Raw genomic sequence first — 15,119 nt, forward strand, 5'->3', positions numbered from 1 at the left:
CGTTCATTCGAAGATGAGATCGCCCGCTTCCGTGAAGCGCATCGGCTCCGCCGGGCCGAGCACCTCCATCCGCTCGTGCGCCGCCACTTCCGGCAGCAGCGATTCCGACACCCAGATCTGCTCCAGGTTCAGGGTGTTGCGGATCCGCACCACCCGCGCCTGCGCCAGATCCGGGCAGTTGCACGTCTTGATGGCCGCCTGGATGGCGAGCCGGTCCGTCGGCAGCACCATCGGCAGCTTGATGCTCGTCATGGTGGTCGACGTCAGCGAGTTGGCGTACCCTTTCACGCGGTCAATCCTCGCCTCAAGCGCCGCCGTCGTGACATCCGCCAACCCGACCCCGGCCGCGTTGCCGTCCGTCTTCTCCGTCAGGCGCAGCACGCACACCTTGCCGATGCGGATGTCCGGCTGCACCAGTTGGTTCGGGTAGCGTCCGGTGACGTTCGGATCCATGCCGACGCCGCTGATGTCCTTGCCGATCTCGTCGACCACCAGGACGTCCGGATCACGGACGAGGATCTTCGGCATCAGGCGCCGCGCCTCGTTCAACAGCGCGGGCTCCACCTCGTGCAGCCGTTCGGCGGGCACCGCCACCACGCGCGCCGTCTGGTCGTACGCGTTCTCCAGCACGCCCACGCCAAACCACACGGGCAGCCGCTCGATGAGGGCCGCCGACAGGTCGAGCAGGTGGCGGGCCATGTGATCGAACCCGCGCGCGTGCGCCGTCTCCGCCCCCTTCTGCTTGCCGAGGCCAATCACCAGCATCTTGATGAGCCCCGACTCCACCGTGCCGCGGAACGACGTATGCGGCTTGATCCGGTTGATCACGATGATCCCGTCCGCCTTTGCGGCGTACGCGTCCACGTACAGCGGCAGGCCCCCTGCCGACACGCCGGCCTGCACCACCTCCATGGTCGCCCGTACCGGTGCACCGACCGTCTCCTCCGTCACGCCCAGGTGCTCGAGCATCGCGCGCTGGCCATCCGCCGTCGCGCCGCCGTGGCTGCCCATCGCCGGGACGATGAACGGATCCGCCCCGCGCTGCTTCACCCGCTCCACCACTGCCCGCACCAGCACGGGCAGGTTGGCGATCCCGCGCGATCCCACGCCGATGGCCACTTTCGCCCCGGTGCGGATGCGCGCGTCCACCCCCGCCTCGGCGATGGCCCGGTGCACCGCACCCGCTACGTCGTCCACGCGCTCCGCGGCGAACTTCTGCCGCACCGGCGCCATTTTCGGCAGCGGGATGTCGCGCAACAGGTCCTCGAGAACGCCCATGCCATCCACCTCTCTTTCCCCCGCCGGTCTCGTGCGTCCGCTTGGCGCCTGGGGGCCGGCGGGCGCTGTTCGTTTTGCCTACCCGCGGACCGGATTGACCAGGGACAAGAACCCGTCGATGCGGCACTCCGCCACATCGCCCGGCCGGATCACCGCCGCGCCCGGCGTCCCCGTGGAAATGATGTCCCCCGGCAACAGCGTCATCACCTGAGCGTGGAACGAGACCAAAAACCACGGCCGGAAGGTCATGTTCGCCACCACGTTCTCCCGGTGCAGGCGTCCGTTGACGTACGTCCCCACCTTCAACCGATCCACGTCGGCCACCTCGTCCACCGTGACGAACTCCGGCCCGAAGCTGAAGAACGTGTCGAAGTTCTTCGCCCGGGTCAAAAACCGCGGATTCTTCTGCAGGATGTCCTCGGCCGTCATGTCGAGCACGGTCGTGAACCCGGCCACCACCGACGGCGCCTCCTCCAGCGGCACGTCCTTGCAGCGTTTCCCGATGATCACCGCCAACTCCGCCTCCGCGGTCACCCGCTCCGACTGGGGCGGCAGCACGATGTCGTCGCCCGGCCCGATGAGCGTCGTGTCCGCCTTCATGAAGCTGGCCGGTTCCTCGGTCGGGTGGACGGCCTGCAGGTCCCCGGCGTGCTCCCGGTAATTGAGCCCGATGCCCCAAATCTTGCGCGGACGCCGGTACAGCGGCCCGAACCGGCACGCCGCGAGCGGGATGCTGCCTTTCGCGGCCGCCTCCCCCTGCTCCGCCTGGACCGCGTGCACCACGTCCGCCATTTCCGCCAGCCGTCCGGACTCCAACAGCACCCCGAGGTCGGCCGGGAAATCGCTGCCCGCCAGCCGGTTCAGCTCAGGCACCGGCAGCACCGCGTCCCCAAGGCGCACCGCCAACGTCTCCTCTCCCGCGTTCCGGATGGTCACCAATCTCATGATGATCGCTCTCCCTCCCGGCGGCCGCCCGCGGCCGCTCTTGTCCCTGGTTCGCCTGAGACCTCCGCCTCACCGGCGGGGCACGGCGCGCAGAAAGTCGAAGTCACACCCCAAGTCCGCCTGCAGCACGTGCTCCTGGTACAGGCGCGTCCAGCCCCTCGTCGCCCGGTTCTGCGGCGGCTGCCAGGCCGCTCGCCTCGCCGCCAGCTCGTCCTCCGGCACCAGCAGGTCCAAGCGCCGGTTCTCCACGTCCAACTCAATCCAGTCGCCGTCGCGCACCAACGCCAACGGGCCGCCCACCGCCGCCTCCGGCGCCGCGTGCAGCACCACCGTGCCAAACGCCGTGCCGCTCATCCGGCAATCGGAGATGCGGACCATGTCGTTCACGCCCTGGGCGAGGATCTTCTTTGGAATCGGGATCATCCCCGCCTCCGGCATCCCCGGTGCCCCGACCGGTCCAGCGTTGCGCAGCACCAGGACGCTGTCGGGGGTCACCGGCAGGTCCGGGTCGTCGATGCGCGCCTCGAGATCGGCCACCGAATCGAACACCACCGCCGGCCCCCGGTGCTTGAGCAGGTGCTTTGACGCCGCCTTCGGCTTTATCACCGCCCCGCGCGGGGCCAGGTTTCCGGTCAGCACCGCGATGCCCCCGGTCTCGGCGAACGGCCGCTCACGCGCGGCGATGACCTCGTAGTACTTCTCGTGCCGCGGCCGCCGGTAAGCCGCCAGGTTCTCGCCGACGGTCCGGCCGGTCACGGTCCGGCACGACAGATGCAGGAGATCGCGCAACTCCGACATGACCGCCGGCACCCCGCCCGCCTTGTGGAAGTCCTCCATCTGGAACCGCCCGGCCGGCCGCAGGTTCGCCAAGAACGGCGTCGTGCGGCCAATCTCGTCGAACAGCGACAGCGGAAGCTCGATGCCGAGCCGCCCCGCGATGGCGACCAGGTGGATGACCGCGTTGGTGGATCCGCCGATGGCCTGCAGCACGCGGATGGCGTTGACGAATGCCTCGTACGTCAGGATCTGCGACGGCCGGATGCCTGCGCGCACCAGCCGGACAATCTGCCGTCCCGTCTCCTCCGCCAGGCGCAGCCGCCGGTTGTCCGGCGCCGGAATGGCCGCGGCGCCAGGGAGCATCATGCCCATCGCCTCCGCGCACGCCGCCATGGTGCTGGCGCTGCCCATCACCATGCAGTGGCCGGCACTCGGCGCGAGCGCCTGGTTGATCTCCTCCAGTTCCTCGTCCGACACCCGCCCCGCGCGGTACTCCTGCCAGAAGAACCGGCAATCGGTGCACGCCCCGAGCGTCCGCCCCTCATACTCGCCGTTCAACATCGGACCGCCGGTCAGGAGAATGGCCGGCACGTCCGCGCTGGCCGCGCCCATGAGCTGCGCCGGCGTGGTCTTGTCGCAACCGGACAACAGCACCACCCCGTCGATGGGCTGGGCGCGGATCATCTCCTCGGTGTCCATCGCCGCCAGGTTGCGGTAGAGCATCGCGGTGGGGCTGGTGAACACCTCGCCCAGGGAGATGGTTGGAAACTCAAGCGGGATCCCGCCTTCCATCAGGACCCCGCGCTTGACCGCCTCCACCATGGGCCCGAAGTGAGTGTGGCAGCGGTTGATCTCGCTGTACGTATTGCAAATGCCGATGACGGGCTTTTCGAAATCCGCGTCGTCGAAACCGAGATGGCGTGAGAATGCCCGTCGCAAGAAGGCGCTGAAGCCGGGGTCGCCGTAGGATGTGCTCGCCTTCGCCGCCTTTTCCGGTGTATGCGCTTCCTCCACCCGCGTGTCCTCCTCCTGTCCTATCGTCGCTTCTAAAAATAGCAAATTGCGTGCCACTTGTGCAGATGAAAATGGGCACTTTGCAACACGCCGGCCCGGGGAAAACCGTTCCGTGCATACGCGTCATGCCCGCGGCTTTACTTTTTCCGTTATTCCCTGTCATGATAGAGGGAAAAGGGTTCGTCCCACAACCCACATGGAGGGGATCCCATGCATCTGGCCCAGTTCCCCCGCCGCCGCTACACGGCGGGGCCGACACCGATTGAATTTCTCCCGCGGCTCACGGAGGCCCTCGGCGGACCGCAGATCTACATGAAGCGCGACGACCTGCTCGGCCTCACCGCCGGCGGCAACAAGACGAGAAAGCTCGAGTTCTTGGTGGCCGACGCCCTCGCCCAGGGGGCGGACACGCTCATCACCTGCGGAGCGGTGCAGTCCAACCACTGCCGGCTCACCCTGGCCGCTGCCAACAAGGAAGGGCTCGGCTGCTGGCTCGTCCTCGAGGAACGCGTTCCCAACAGCTACCGCCCGGACGCCAGCGGAAACAACTTCCTGTACAAACTCCTCGGGGTCCAGGGCGTGACCGTCGTCCCCGGCGGCTCCGACATGATGGCGGAGATGGAAAAGGTCGCCGACGTCCTGCGCCAACAGGGGAAGCGGCCGTACATCATCCCCGGCGGGGGATCGAATCCCATCGGCGCCCTCGGCTACGTCGCCTGCGCCCAAGAGCTGTTGGCGCAGTCGTTCGACCTGGGGGTGGCTTTTGACTACGTGGTGTGCGCCAGCGGCAGCGGCGGCACCCACGCCGGATTGTTGGCCGGCCTGCACGCTTCATCCGCCGGCATCCCGGTGCTCGGCATCGACGTCAGCCGGCCCAAGGAAGCGCAGGAGGCTCTCATCTACAAACTCGCATGCGACACCCTGTCGTATCTCGGCGTCGAACATCCGCTGCCGCGCGAGGCAGTCACCTGCTTCGACGCCTACGTCGGCCCTGGCTACTCCTTGCCCACCGAGGGCATGGTCGAAACCGTCCAGCTGCTCGCCCGCACGGAGGCCATCCTGCTGGATCCGGTCTACACCGGCAAAGCCATGGCCGGGCTCATCGACCTGGTGCGCCAAGGGTTCTTTCGGCAGGAAGACCGGATTCTGTTCGTGCACACCGGCGGATCGCCCGCCCTGTACGCCTATACCTCCGTCGTCCTCGGGGAGAACCGCTGACCCTGTGCATCCGCTCTGTGACCAAGCGCATGAACACGGTCTCCAAGATTGGGGGCCGTGTTGTCACCCGTCCATCTTCCGTGGTCTGACAACGATGGCCATGGCGCCTCTCCGTGCGTCATGGCCATCGTTCGAGTCTGGACGTTTCCGCCGCTCCTAAAAGCCCGATGTCAACCCTGTTTCTGCCCCGGTCCGAACCACTTCTGCGCCAACTGGTCAATCTCCCCGTCCTGTTTCATCTCCTGAATCGCCTGGTTGAATTTGCTCACCCAGGGCGAGCCCTTCGGGAAGGCGATTGCCGCGCCGTTGGCCGTCAGGTTCGGGATGTAGGTCATCTGCAACTGCGGATACTGCTGGACATACCCCTTGGCCACCGTATCCTCGATGATGGCCCCGTCATCCCGGCCGGTGATCACCTGCTGCACGATGGCCGGAATGGTGTTCAGCGAATCCACCGTCGCCCCCGGGATCTTCTTCGCCTCCGTCTCCTGGATGGAGCCCAACTGGGCCCCCACCCGCTTGCCCTTCAGGCTGTCGAGGGTGGTGTACGGGCTGCCCTTCTTGGAGACGATGGTCATCCTGGCCTGGTAGTACAGGTCGGAGAAATCGACGCTCTTCTTGCGGTCGTACGTCGGCGACATCCCGGCGATCACGAAGTCCGCCCGGTGCGACTGCAGCGCGCCGATGAGCCCGTTGAAGTCCATGTCCTGGATCTTGTACTGGAAGTGCAGCTTCTTCGCGATGGCGTCGGCGACGTCGATGTCGAAGCCGACGATTTTGTCCTGCCCGCTCGACGTGTCGTGAAACTCGTACGGCTTGTAGTCGGCGGACGTGGCCAGAATGAGCGTCGGCTCAGACCCGGTCGTCCCCGTGGCGCCGGCGTTGCCGGCGGTGTTGGCGGCCGTGCCCGCGCCCGCCCCGCACCCGGCGAGCGCCCCGAGCAGGATGGTGGATGCCACGGTCAACGCCGCGATGCGCTGTGTCCCTTTCAACGGTGAACCCCCCTGGAAAACATCCCATTCGGATTGTCGAATTTTGTCGACGGACGCATAACAAACATGTCCTATTGTATATCTATTCATCCGTTTGTCCAGGGGGAATTTTGTCAGGTCACCGCATCTTCGACAACAGCGCGCCCAGCCGGGACACCCCGAGCTCCAGCTCGTCCCGGCTGAGGTGGCTGAATGACAGGCGCAGCCAGTCGTCGCCCGGCAAGGATGCGGCATCCTCGTGCACGGAGCCGCTCTCCTGGTAAAAGTAGCGGCCCGGCACGTACGCCACCCCCGCCCGCAGGGCGTCCGCCAGCAGATGCGCCGTGTTCACGCCCGGCGTGTGGATCCAGACGAAGTAACCGCCCTGGGGCCGTATCCACGTCACGCCCTCCGGCAGATGGCGGCGGAGCGCCATCTCCATCCACGCCGCCCGCTGCCGGTACACCCGCTGCAGAAAGCGCACCCGGCCGGCCAGGTCGACCGTGGCGAGGTACTCCGCCGCCACGGCCTCGGCGAACGGATGGCCCAGGTCCTTCTTGAACCACCCCGCCGCCTCGATGAACGGCCGCGCGCCGGCCAGCCAGCCGATGCGAAGGCCCGGCGCCACGACCTTGGACAGGGAACCGACGTAGACCACCCGCCCTGCCGTGTCCAGGGATTTGAGCGCCGGCACCGGGTCGCCGAAGCCCAGCTCGCCGTAGGCGTCGTCCTCGAGGATGAGAAAGTCGTACGCCTCCGCCAGTTCCAAGAGCATCCGCCGCCGAAGCAACGACAGGCAGGCGCCCGTCGGGTTCTGGTACGAGGCGATGGTGTAGACGAGCCGGGGCAGCGGCAGTCCCTGGCGCCGCCGGCGCTCCAGGTCCGCCGCCAACAGGTCGGTCTGAAGGCCGTCGTGATCGACCGGATACGCAACGATGTGCGGGGTGTAGTTGCGGAACACCTCCAGCGCCTCCATGTACGTGGGCGCCTCCACCGCCACCACCGCTTCCGGGTCGAGCAACACCTGTGCCGCCAGGTCCAGCGCCTGGCAGGCGCCCGCGGTGACCAGGATCTCGTCCTTCGCCACGGGCATCCCGCGCGTCCGCATCCGATCCCGGAGGATGTCCGGCAGCTCCTCCGCCCGCGCACTGCCGAGGTAGTGAAAGGGCTGATCGCCCTCGCGCTCCGTCAACCGGCGCGCCGCCTCCGCCAGCTCCGCCACCGGCACCGTCTCCGGCGCCGGATACCCGGCGCTGAGCCGCACGCACCCCGGGGGCAACGCCGGCATCCAGGCCCCCGGCGGCGTGTACCGTTGCGCCCACCGCACACGCTGCGAAAACCACCGTTGCCACGCGTCTTCCGCCACGACCGCTTCCTCCTCCCGCCTGGTTTCACTCGCCGGCCAGCGCAGCCGCCAACCGCTCCAACTCTGCCAACGCCGCCTGCACCCGCGACGCCTCCGCGTCCACCGCCGTCCGCGCGGCCGCCAACTGCCGCCGGCGTTCGGCCAGGGCACGGCGGGCCTCCTCCGGCGCGGGGCCCCCGGGCAGGCGCCGGATGGAGACGAAGTGCACCGGATCGAGCGCCTCCGCGATGACGTCTGCCGGCAATCCGAGGGGCCGCCCGATGACCGCCTGCGCCGCCTCATCCACCAAGGCCCCGTCGATGGCCGAAACCGGGATGCCCCGGGCAAGTGCACGCTGCACCACCGCCGCCGTCACGGCGTGGGCGGTGCGGAAGGGCAGGCCGGCTGCGCGGACCAGCGTGTCCGCCAGCTCGGTGACGGTCGCGAAACTCTCCCGCGCACGGCGCAGGAGCAGGTCCCGGTTCACCTCCAGGGTGCCCAGCACCGCCGCGAACAGGCGGAAGACCTGATCCGCGAGATCGACACTGCGCCACAGGTAGGGTTGCAGGTCGTCCTCCGTGTCGTTGATGTCCCCGAAGGGGGTGTTGTGCATCATCTGCAGCACGGTCGACGCGCTGCCGAAGCCGCTCGAACTCAGCGCCCGGATGTGCTCGAGGGACACCGGGTTTCGCTTCTGCGGCATGATGGAGCTGGTCTGCACATACGGGTCGGCCACGCGGATGGCGCCGAACTCTTCGGTCGCCCACCACAGCAGGTCCTGAACGTACCGACCGATCCCCAGGAATGCGACCTGGACCGCCGTCGCCGCCTCGGCCAGGTAGTCGCCCCCGCCGATGGCGTCGTACGCGTTCTCCACTACCCCGTCGAAACCGAGCAGGTCCGCGACGCGCCGGCGATCGATGGGAAACCCGGTGGTGGTGAGCGCCGCCGCCCCGAGGGGCGAACGGTTGCAGGTGCGGTAGGCGGCCCGAAGCCGGGTGACGTCGCGGGCCACCGAGTCGTGCACCGCGATGAGGTAGTGCGCCAGGGTCATCGGCTGGGCCTGCTGCGTGTGCGTGTAGCCCAGCATCACCGTGTCCGCGTGCTCCTCGGCCAGGTCCAGGACGGTGCCGAGAAAAGACAACGCCGACCCGATGGCGCGCTGGAGCCTCTCGCGCAGGGCCAGCCGGTACATGGCGACCCCGAGGTCGTTCCGGCTGCGGGCCAGGTGCAGGCTGCCTCCGACCTCCCCGGCCGCCTGGATGATCTTTCGCTCGACGGAGAAGAACAGGTCTTCGCACGACCCGTCGTACCGGCTCGCCGCCAGCTCGTCCAGGTTCAGGCTGCGGATGGCCCGCATGACGACCCCCGCGTCCGCCCGGGAGACCAACCCCTGTTCCGCGAGCATCACCAGATGGGCCTGGTGAATCTGCAGCATCGGGGTGAGCAGGTGCACCTTCGCCTGCTCATAGGCGGGGGCGAGGACCACCTCCGCGTACGTCCTCCCTGGAAACGTCCGGCCTTCCCTGGCAAAGATGTCTGATTTGGTCATGGCTGCGCCTCCATGCTGTGAAATGAGCCTGGCGGGCCGGCGGACCCGGCGCCCCGCACCGGGATGATCCGTCAACTCTTCACGCCGGTGAGGGCGATGCCCTCGACGATGCGTTTCTGGAAGATAAAGTAGAGGATGATGATCGGGATCACGGCGAGCGTGCTCATCGCCATGATGACGTTCCACTGCAGCCCGCCGTTATCCGCCGTCGAGAACATCCCGATGCCGATGGGCAGGGTGCGCATACTCTCCGTCGACACCACGATGACCGGCCACAGGTACGCGTTCCAGTTGCCGAGAAAGGACAGGATCCCGAGCGCCGACAGCGCGGGCTTCACCTGCGGCAGGGCGACCTGCAGGAAGATGCGAAATTCGGACATCCCGTCGATGCGGGCCGCATCCAACAGGTCGTCGGGGACGCCGAACATGAACTGGCGCATCAGGAACACCCCGAAGGCCTCCATGAGACCCGGGAACATGATGCCCCAGTAGGTGTCGACCCACCCGAACTGGGCGCTCATCACGTACCACGGGATCACCAGCAGCTCCGTCGGCACCATCATGGTGCTGAGGATGAGGATGAAGATGAGCTGATTCCCGCGGAACCGGAACTTGGCCAGGGTGTACCCCACGAGCGAAGCGAAGAACAGCTCGCTCGCCGTGACGACGACGGCGACCACGATGCTGTTGAAGTACCAGCGGCCGTACTGGGTTTCCGTGAACACCTGCCGGTACGCGGACAGGTCCCACTGCGCCGGCCAGAAGTGGAATTGATAGAACTCCGGCAGGCTTTTGAAGGACGACAGGATCATCCAGACGAACGGGAAGGCGACCACCACGACGCCGATCCACAACAGGAGGTGGATGACCCACACCCCGATGCTCGTTCTGCGCGCCACAAGACTCCCCCCTTTACCGCCGACGCGTCTTCGGCGTCAATACTCGTACGCCCGGTTCAACACCTTCAACTGCACCAGGGTCACGAGCAGAATGAGAAGGAACAGGACCACCGTCACCGCAGACGCGTACTGCAGGTTGAAGTCGTTGAAACCGGCGTTGTACACGTACACCACCATGCTCACCGTGCTGTTGAGCGGCCCGCCGGCCTGCCCGCCGCTGCCCCCGGTCAGGTTCTCAATCTGCGTGAACGTCTGCAGCGCGCTGATGACCCCGGTGACGGCGAGAAAGACGAGGGTCGGATTGAGCAGCGGCCAGGTGACCCAGCGGAAGGTCTGCCAGGCCCCGGCGCCGTCCACCCGGGCCGCCTCCAGGAAGCTCCGCGGGATGGCCTCGAGCCCGGCCATGAAGATGAGCATGGCGAAACCCATGTTCTGCCAGATCATCACGATGCTGACCGCCAGCAGCGCCTCGTGCGGATCGCGCAGCCAGAGCTGCGCCGGAATGTGAAACCAGCCCAGCACCTCGTTGATGATGCCGGAATTGGGGTCGTACATCAGGCGCCACACCCAGCTGACCGCGACCACCGAGGTGATGTACGGCAGGAAGTACACCGTCCGGTAAAAGCCCTTCAGATGCCGAACCCGCCCTATCATCAGGGCCAACACCAGTCCGATGGCCATCTGGGCCGGGACGGTGATTACGACGTACAGAAGGGTGTTGCCGAGCGCCCGCCGGAACGTGTCGTCCGCCAGCATCGCCCGGAAGTTGGCGAGGGTCGGTCCCTGGCCGTCGTCGGTGAAAAACGACATCCCGAACGCGTACAGGGTCGGCAGGATGCGGATGCCCACGAAGAACAGGACGGGCACCACGAGAAACGCGTACGCCGTCAGCGCGCGCCTGGCCGCCAGGCTCATGCGGGGCGGCCGCTTCGTCACCGGCGCGCGGCGCGGTTCAAGGACCACCGGCTGCACGGGAACCCTCCTTCAGCGCGGTTTTGCAAAAAAACGCCGCCGCACCGGGGCCATGGCACACCGGCGGCACGGCGGCACCCGGCGGCTCCGCCCCCCGGCACGGCCGGGCAGGGCCGCCTCGTCTTCGCGTCAGCTCTGTCCGCTGTAGTACTTGTCGCGAATGGACTGCTCCTTCTGGACCAGTTCGTTGAACACCTGATCCACCGGAGCGTGGTTGAGCAGGATCTTGTTCGTCTCATCGATGATGGCCTGGCGCTCCTCCGTCTCATTGACGAAGTACGTGGCGTGGGCGTTCTGCAGGCCTTTCACGAACGGTCCGTAGATGGGATCGCTGGTGATGCTGGGATCGGTGGAGAGAGACTTGGCCGCCGGCAGTTCCCCCACCGTCTGCAGCCACTCCTTCTGTGTCTGCTCCGAGATGAGGAACTTCAGGAACTTCTCGGCCGCCTGCAGTTTGTCGCCGCTGACGCCCTTGGCGATCCCGTTGACCCAGTACGATCCAAAATTCGACTCGGTGCCGCCCGGTTCCTTGGTGGGCAGCGTCGTCACGCCCCAGTTGAACTTCAGGGCCTGTTTGAAGCCGCCGAGGGCGAACGAGCCGTCGATGATCATGCCGCAATTGCCGGCCTTGAAGGCCGTCTCGTAATCCGTCTCAAAGTTCGGATCCCCGATCTTGTCCTTGCCGAACATATCCATCCAGTACTGGAACGCCTGCAGGCCCTGCGGGGACGAGTTCCAGAGCACCTTCTTGTGGTCGTCGCTGAACGGCGTGACGCCCCACTGGCGCAGCAGGACCTCCTCGAACACGTGGTAGCCCTGGCCCTGTACGTCCGGCGCGAAGCCCTCCTGCTTCAGCTTGCCGTTTTCGTAGACGGTCATCCGCTGTGCGTCTTGGATAAGTTCATCCCACGTCTTCGGTGGCTGATCCGGGTTGAGGCCCGCCTTCTGGAACATGTCCTTGTTCCAGAACAGGGCCAGTGAGCGCACCGCGATGGGCAGCGCGTAGTATTTACCGTCGATCTTCGAATCTTGGATCATCGGAATGTAGTAATCTTCAATCTGCTGGGTGGACATGAAATCCTCGGGGATGGGCTGCAGATAGCCTTCCTTCACGTACTGCGGGATCCACCCGTAGTACAGGTTCAGGATGTCCGGCCCCTTGCCCGCGTGCATCGCCGCCGCGACCTTCTGGTTGTACTGGTCGTATGGAAAATCCTGTTCGACCACTTGGATGTTCGGATTCTGTTTCTTAAACTCGTCAATCAACTTCTTGATTTCGGTGACCTTGGACGGATAGCTGTACTGCCAATAGGTGATGGTCACCTTCTTGCCCGAATTGTCGCCGCCCCCCGCGCTGTTGCCGCCCGGCGATCCGCCGCATCCGGCGAGCAACGAGACAGCCAACAGCGACGCTCCGGCGACCTTGTACGCTGGCTTCATGTGCGCCGCGCCCCCCTTGCTTCTCTATCGAGCCGATTCAAACGAACTGTGAATCCATCATATAGAAGCCCGGCAAGCGCGTCAACGAACCGCCCTGCATCCTTCACGCCCGGCCCGCCGCGCGGTGGCGCTCGACCGCATCCGCCATCCGCTCCAGGCACGCCTTCAGTTGCACGCGCGGGCAGCCGACGTTGATGCGCACAAACCCTTCGCCGCCGGGTCCGAAGATGTAGCCTTGATCAAACGCCACCTTCGCCTCCCGGAGCCAGAAGGCCTGCAGCGCCTGTGGATCGGAGATGCCGAGCCCGCGGCAGTCGATCCACGCGAGATACGTCCCCTCCGGCCGGATCACCTTCAGTTCGGGCATGCGCTCCGCCACAAACGACGTCAACAGATCCAGGTTCCCCTCCAGATACGACAGCAAAGCCTCCAGCCAGGGCCCGCCCTCGCGGTACGCGGCCTCGGTCGCCGTCAGGCCGAACACGTTGACGCTGCCCACCGCCGCCCGGGCGATGACCTCCTGGTAGCGGCGGCGCAGCTCGGGGTTCGGGATGATCACGCTGGCGGTGTGCAGCCCCGCCAGGTTGAACGTCTTGCTCGGCGCCACGCACGTCACCGACTGGGCGGCGAACGCCTCGCCGAGAGACGCGTACGGCGTGTGCACATGCGGCCGGTACACCAGGTCGCCGTGGATCTCGTCCGCCACCACCAGCACCCCGTACCGCTGGCACAAGGCGCCGAGGCGCCTCAATTCATCCGCCGACCAGACCCGCCCAACGGGGTTGTGGGGGCTGCAGAGGAGGAGCATCTTCGCCCCTTCCGCGAGCCGCGCCTCCAAGTCGTCGTAATCCATCTCATACCGTCCGTTCACGCAGCGCAGGGGATTGTACACGATCTGCCGATCCCGTTGCCGCAACAGCCGGTAAAACGGGTAGTAGACCGGCGGCTGCACAATCACCCGGTCCCCCGGCTCCGTCAGCGCGTCGATGAGAAAGCCGATGGCCGGGACCACCCCCGGGGCGTGGCAGATCCACGCGGGATCGACCGACCAACCGTGGCGGGCCTTCTGCCAGCCAGCGATGGCCTCCAGGTACGAGTCGGGCCGGACGGTGTACCCGAATACCCCGTGCTCCACCCGCCGGCGCAGGGCCTCCACGACCTCCGGCGGCGACTTGAAGTCCATGTCCGCCACCCACATGGGGATGGCGTCGGCCACGCCGTACCGGTCTTTCAGCCCGTCCCACTTGGATGACGCCGTGCCCCGGCGCTCTATCGGTTCATCGAAGTTGTAGCGCATGCAACCGCCTCCCGTCTCACTGTCCCGGCGAGCCCGCCGCCCACTCCGCCTGCGCCTCCGCCAGCGCGGCCTGATAGACCACCTTGAGCGGCACGCCGGAGGAAGCCGCCGCCACCCGGCAGTCCTCGTACTCCGGCGCCGCGTTGACCACGCGGCCATCCCGTTCCGCCACCTTGACCCTGACCGCGCCGTAGGGGGTCGACACCGTCACCCAGCGCCGCGCCAAGGCAGAGCGTGATACCGGGTAGTAACGCACTCCGAGGGACGTGGTCTCCTCGTGCAGGGCCGCCACCAGCCCGTCGCGCCGGGCCGCGTCGCACAACACGTGCATCTGCATCCCGGGCCGGCCCTTTTTCATCACCACCGGCGTCACCCAGGCGTCGAGCGCGCCGAGGTCCAGCATCCGCTGCAACGCGTGCGCCGCCCACTCCCCGGGCATGTCGTCGACGTTGGCCTCGAGGACCCACAGCTCGCCCGCCCGCTCCAACTCAGCGCTCTCGCCCAGCCGGATGCGCAGCACGTTGGCCACGGGCAGTTCCTTCGTCCCCGCGCCGTACCCGATGGTGTCAGCGGCGAACACGGGGGCCTCGCCGCGCTCGCACAGGGCCCGGAGGATGGCCGCCCCGGTCGGGGTCACCGTCTCGCCCCACCGGCCCGAGGAGTAGGTGGGCAGCCCTTCGAGCAGAAGGGCCGTCGCCGGCGCCGGGACGGGCATCAGGCCATGGGCACAGCGGACCGTTCCGCCGCCGACCTCGATGGGCGAGACGTAGCAAGCGGGCATCCCGGCCAAATACCAGCCGGCCATCGCGCCGACGATGTCGACGATGGCATCCACCGCCCCCACCTCGTGAAAATGGACCCGCTCCGGCGGCAGGCCGTGCACGCGTCCCTCCGCCACCGCGAGCAGGCGGAACGCCAACCGGCTCTTCTCCCGCACCGGTTCAGGGAGATCGCTGTGGTCGAGGATGTGTTCGATGTCCGGCAGATGCCGGTGCGGATGCGCGTGGCCGTGCCCGTGCGCAGGCAACTCCCCGTGGCCATGATGATGGTCGTGACCGTGATAATGGCCATGGGCATGCCCGCCATGATCGTGATGATGGTCGTGGCCACCATGGTGATGATGGTCGCCGTGGCCATGCTCGTGCTCGTGGGGATGATCCGGGTCGTGCCCCTCAAAGCCGACACCGGGATCGCCTGCGGCCACCGGCTCGTCCCCTTCCACCACCACGTCCACCTTCAACGCCCGGATGCCCTGCTTCATCACCGGGCGCACCTGCACCTCGTATCCGGGCACGGCGAGCTTCGCCAACATCGCGCGCCATGCCGCCTCGTCCACGCCCGCGTCCAGCCAGGCGCCGAGGAACATGTCCCCGCTCGCCCCGGCCGGGCACTCGATGTACGCGATTCGCAC

Annotated in this window: 12 protein-coding genes; 1 reads left to right on the forward strand and 11 read right to left on the reverse strand. The window is 67.0% G+C overall.

All coding sequences use genetic code 11. From position 1 onward, the window contains the following. Window positions 1-3: 3 nt before the first annotated feature. The 3 genes from BM357_RS03735 to BM357_RS03745 form a co-directional block, all read right to left on the reverse strand. Window positions 4-1,278, reverse strand: coding sequence for a nickel pincer cofactor-dependent isomerase, group 22 (locus BM357_RS03735; RefSeq protein ID WP_074949808.1), 1,275 nt, complete (start codon window positions 1,276-1,278; stop codon window positions 4-6). A gap of 78 nt (window positions 1,279-1,356) precedes the next feature. Further along, window positions 1,357-2,223 carry a fumarylacetoacetate hydrolase family protein gene (locus BM357_RS03740; RefSeq protein WP_074949811.1) on the reverse strand — a complete coding sequence of 289 codons (867 nt, stop codon included), beginning with the start codon at window positions 2,221-2,223 and terminating at the stop codon, window positions 1,357-1,359. Between the two features lie 69 nt (window positions 2,224-2,292). Continuing rightward, window positions 2,293-4,014: an IlvD/Edd family dehydratase gene (locus tag BM357_RS03745; protein WP_074949813.1), complete on the reverse strand. Its 1,722-nt coding sequence runs from the start codon at window positions 4,012-4,014 to the stop codon at window positions 2,293-2,295. A 210-nt stretch (window positions 4,015-4,224) separates the two neighbouring features. On the opposite strand from BM357_RS03745, the gene cuyA reads away from it, so the two are divergent. After that, window positions 4,225-5,232 (forward strand): D-cysteate sulfo-lyase, encoded by a 1,008-nt coding sequence (gene cuyA / locus BM357_RS03750; protein ID WP_074949815.1) that lies wholly within the window; start codon window positions 4,225-4,227, stop codon window positions 5,230-5,232. Between the two features lie 170 nt (window positions 5,233-5,402). Here cuyA and BM357_RS03755 read toward each other — a convergent pair whose 3' ends face one another. The 8 genes from BM357_RS03755 to larC all read right to left on the reverse strand — a co-directional run bounded on the left by BM357_RS03755 (window position 5,403) and on the right by larC (window position 15,119). Then, window positions 5,403-6,224: a transporter substrate-binding domain-containing protein gene (locus BM357_RS03755; protein ID WP_074949817.1), complete on the reverse strand. Its 822-nt coding sequence runs from the start codon at window positions 6,222-6,224 to the stop codon at window positions 5,403-5,405. 118 nt (window positions 6,225-6,342) lie between these two features. Next, window positions 6,343-7,569, reverse strand: coding sequence for an aminotransferase-like domain-containing protein (locus BM357_RS03760; protein WP_074949819.1), 1,227 nt, complete (start codon window positions 7,567-7,569; stop codon window positions 6,343-6,345). 25 nt (window positions 7,570-7,594) lie between these two features. Next, on the reverse strand, window positions 7,595-9,100 hold the full coding sequence (argH, locus tag BM357_RS03765; protein WP_074949820.1) for an argininosuccinate lyase: 1,506 nt from the start codon (window positions 9,098-9,100) through the stop codon (window positions 7,595-7,597). Window positions 9,101-9,171: 71 nt separating this feature from the next. After that, entirely contained in the window at window positions 9,172-9,999 is an 828-nt protein-coding gene (locus BM357_RS03770) for a carbohydrate ABC transporter permease (protein ID WP_245783824.1), read from the reverse strand. Between the two features lie 36 nt (window positions 10,000-10,035). Continuing rightward, window positions 10,036-10,971: a carbohydrate ABC transporter permease gene (locus tag BM357_RS03775; protein ID WP_245783825.1), complete on the reverse strand. Its 936-nt coding sequence runs from the start codon at window positions 10,969-10,971 to the stop codon at window positions 10,036-10,038. A 129-nt stretch (window positions 10,972-11,100) separates the two neighbouring features. After that, entirely contained in the window at window positions 11,101-12,411 is a 1,311-nt protein-coding gene (locus BM357_RS03780; RefSeq protein ID WP_074949823.1) for an extracellular solute-binding protein, read from the reverse strand. Between the two features lie 103 nt (window positions 12,412-12,514). Next, window positions 12,515-13,708, reverse strand: a complete 1,194-nt coding sequence (locus BM357_RS03785; protein WP_074949825.1) for a MalY/PatB family protein — start codon at window positions 13,706-13,708, stop codon at window positions 12,515-12,517. A 16-nt stretch (window positions 13,709-13,724) separates the two neighbouring features. Beyond that, entirely contained in the window at window positions 13,725-15,119 is a 1,395-nt protein-coding gene (gene larC, locus BM357_RS03790) for a nickel pincer cofactor biosynthesis protein LarC (RefSeq protein WP_074949827.1), read from the reverse strand.

The sequence above is a fragment of the Paenalicyclobacillus macrosporangiidus genome, assembly GCF_900116805.1.
GTDB classification, from domain to species: domain Bacteria; phylum Bacillota; class Bacilli; order Alicyclobacillales; family Alicyclobacillaceae; genus Alicyclobacillus_H; species Alicyclobacillus_H macrosporangiidus.

Coding starts and splice junctions, on each gene's coding strand:
- cuyA (WP_074949815.1), top strand. CDS start 4,225: ATGCATCTGGCCCAGTTCCCCCGCCGCCGCTACACGGCGGGGCCGACA.
- BM357_RS03740 (WP_074949811.1), bottom strand. CDS start 2,223: ATGAGATTGGTGACCATCCGGAACGCGGGAGAGGAGACGTTGGCGGTG.
- BM357_RS03780 (WP_074949823.1), bottom strand. CDS start 12,411: ATGAAGCCAGCGTACAAGGTCGCCGGAGCGTCGCTGTTGGCTGTCTCG.
- BM357_RS03785 (WP_074949825.1), bottom strand. CDS start 13,708: ATGCGCTACAACTTCGATGAACCGATAGAGCGCCGGGGCACGGCGTCA.
- argH (WP_074949820.1), bottom strand. CDS start 9,100: ATGACCAAATCAGACATCTTTGCCAGGGAAGGCCGGACGTTTCCAGGG.
- BM357_RS03735 (WP_074949808.1), bottom strand. CDS start 1,278: ATGGGCGTTCTCGAGGACCTGTTGCGCGACATCCCGCTGCCGAAAATG.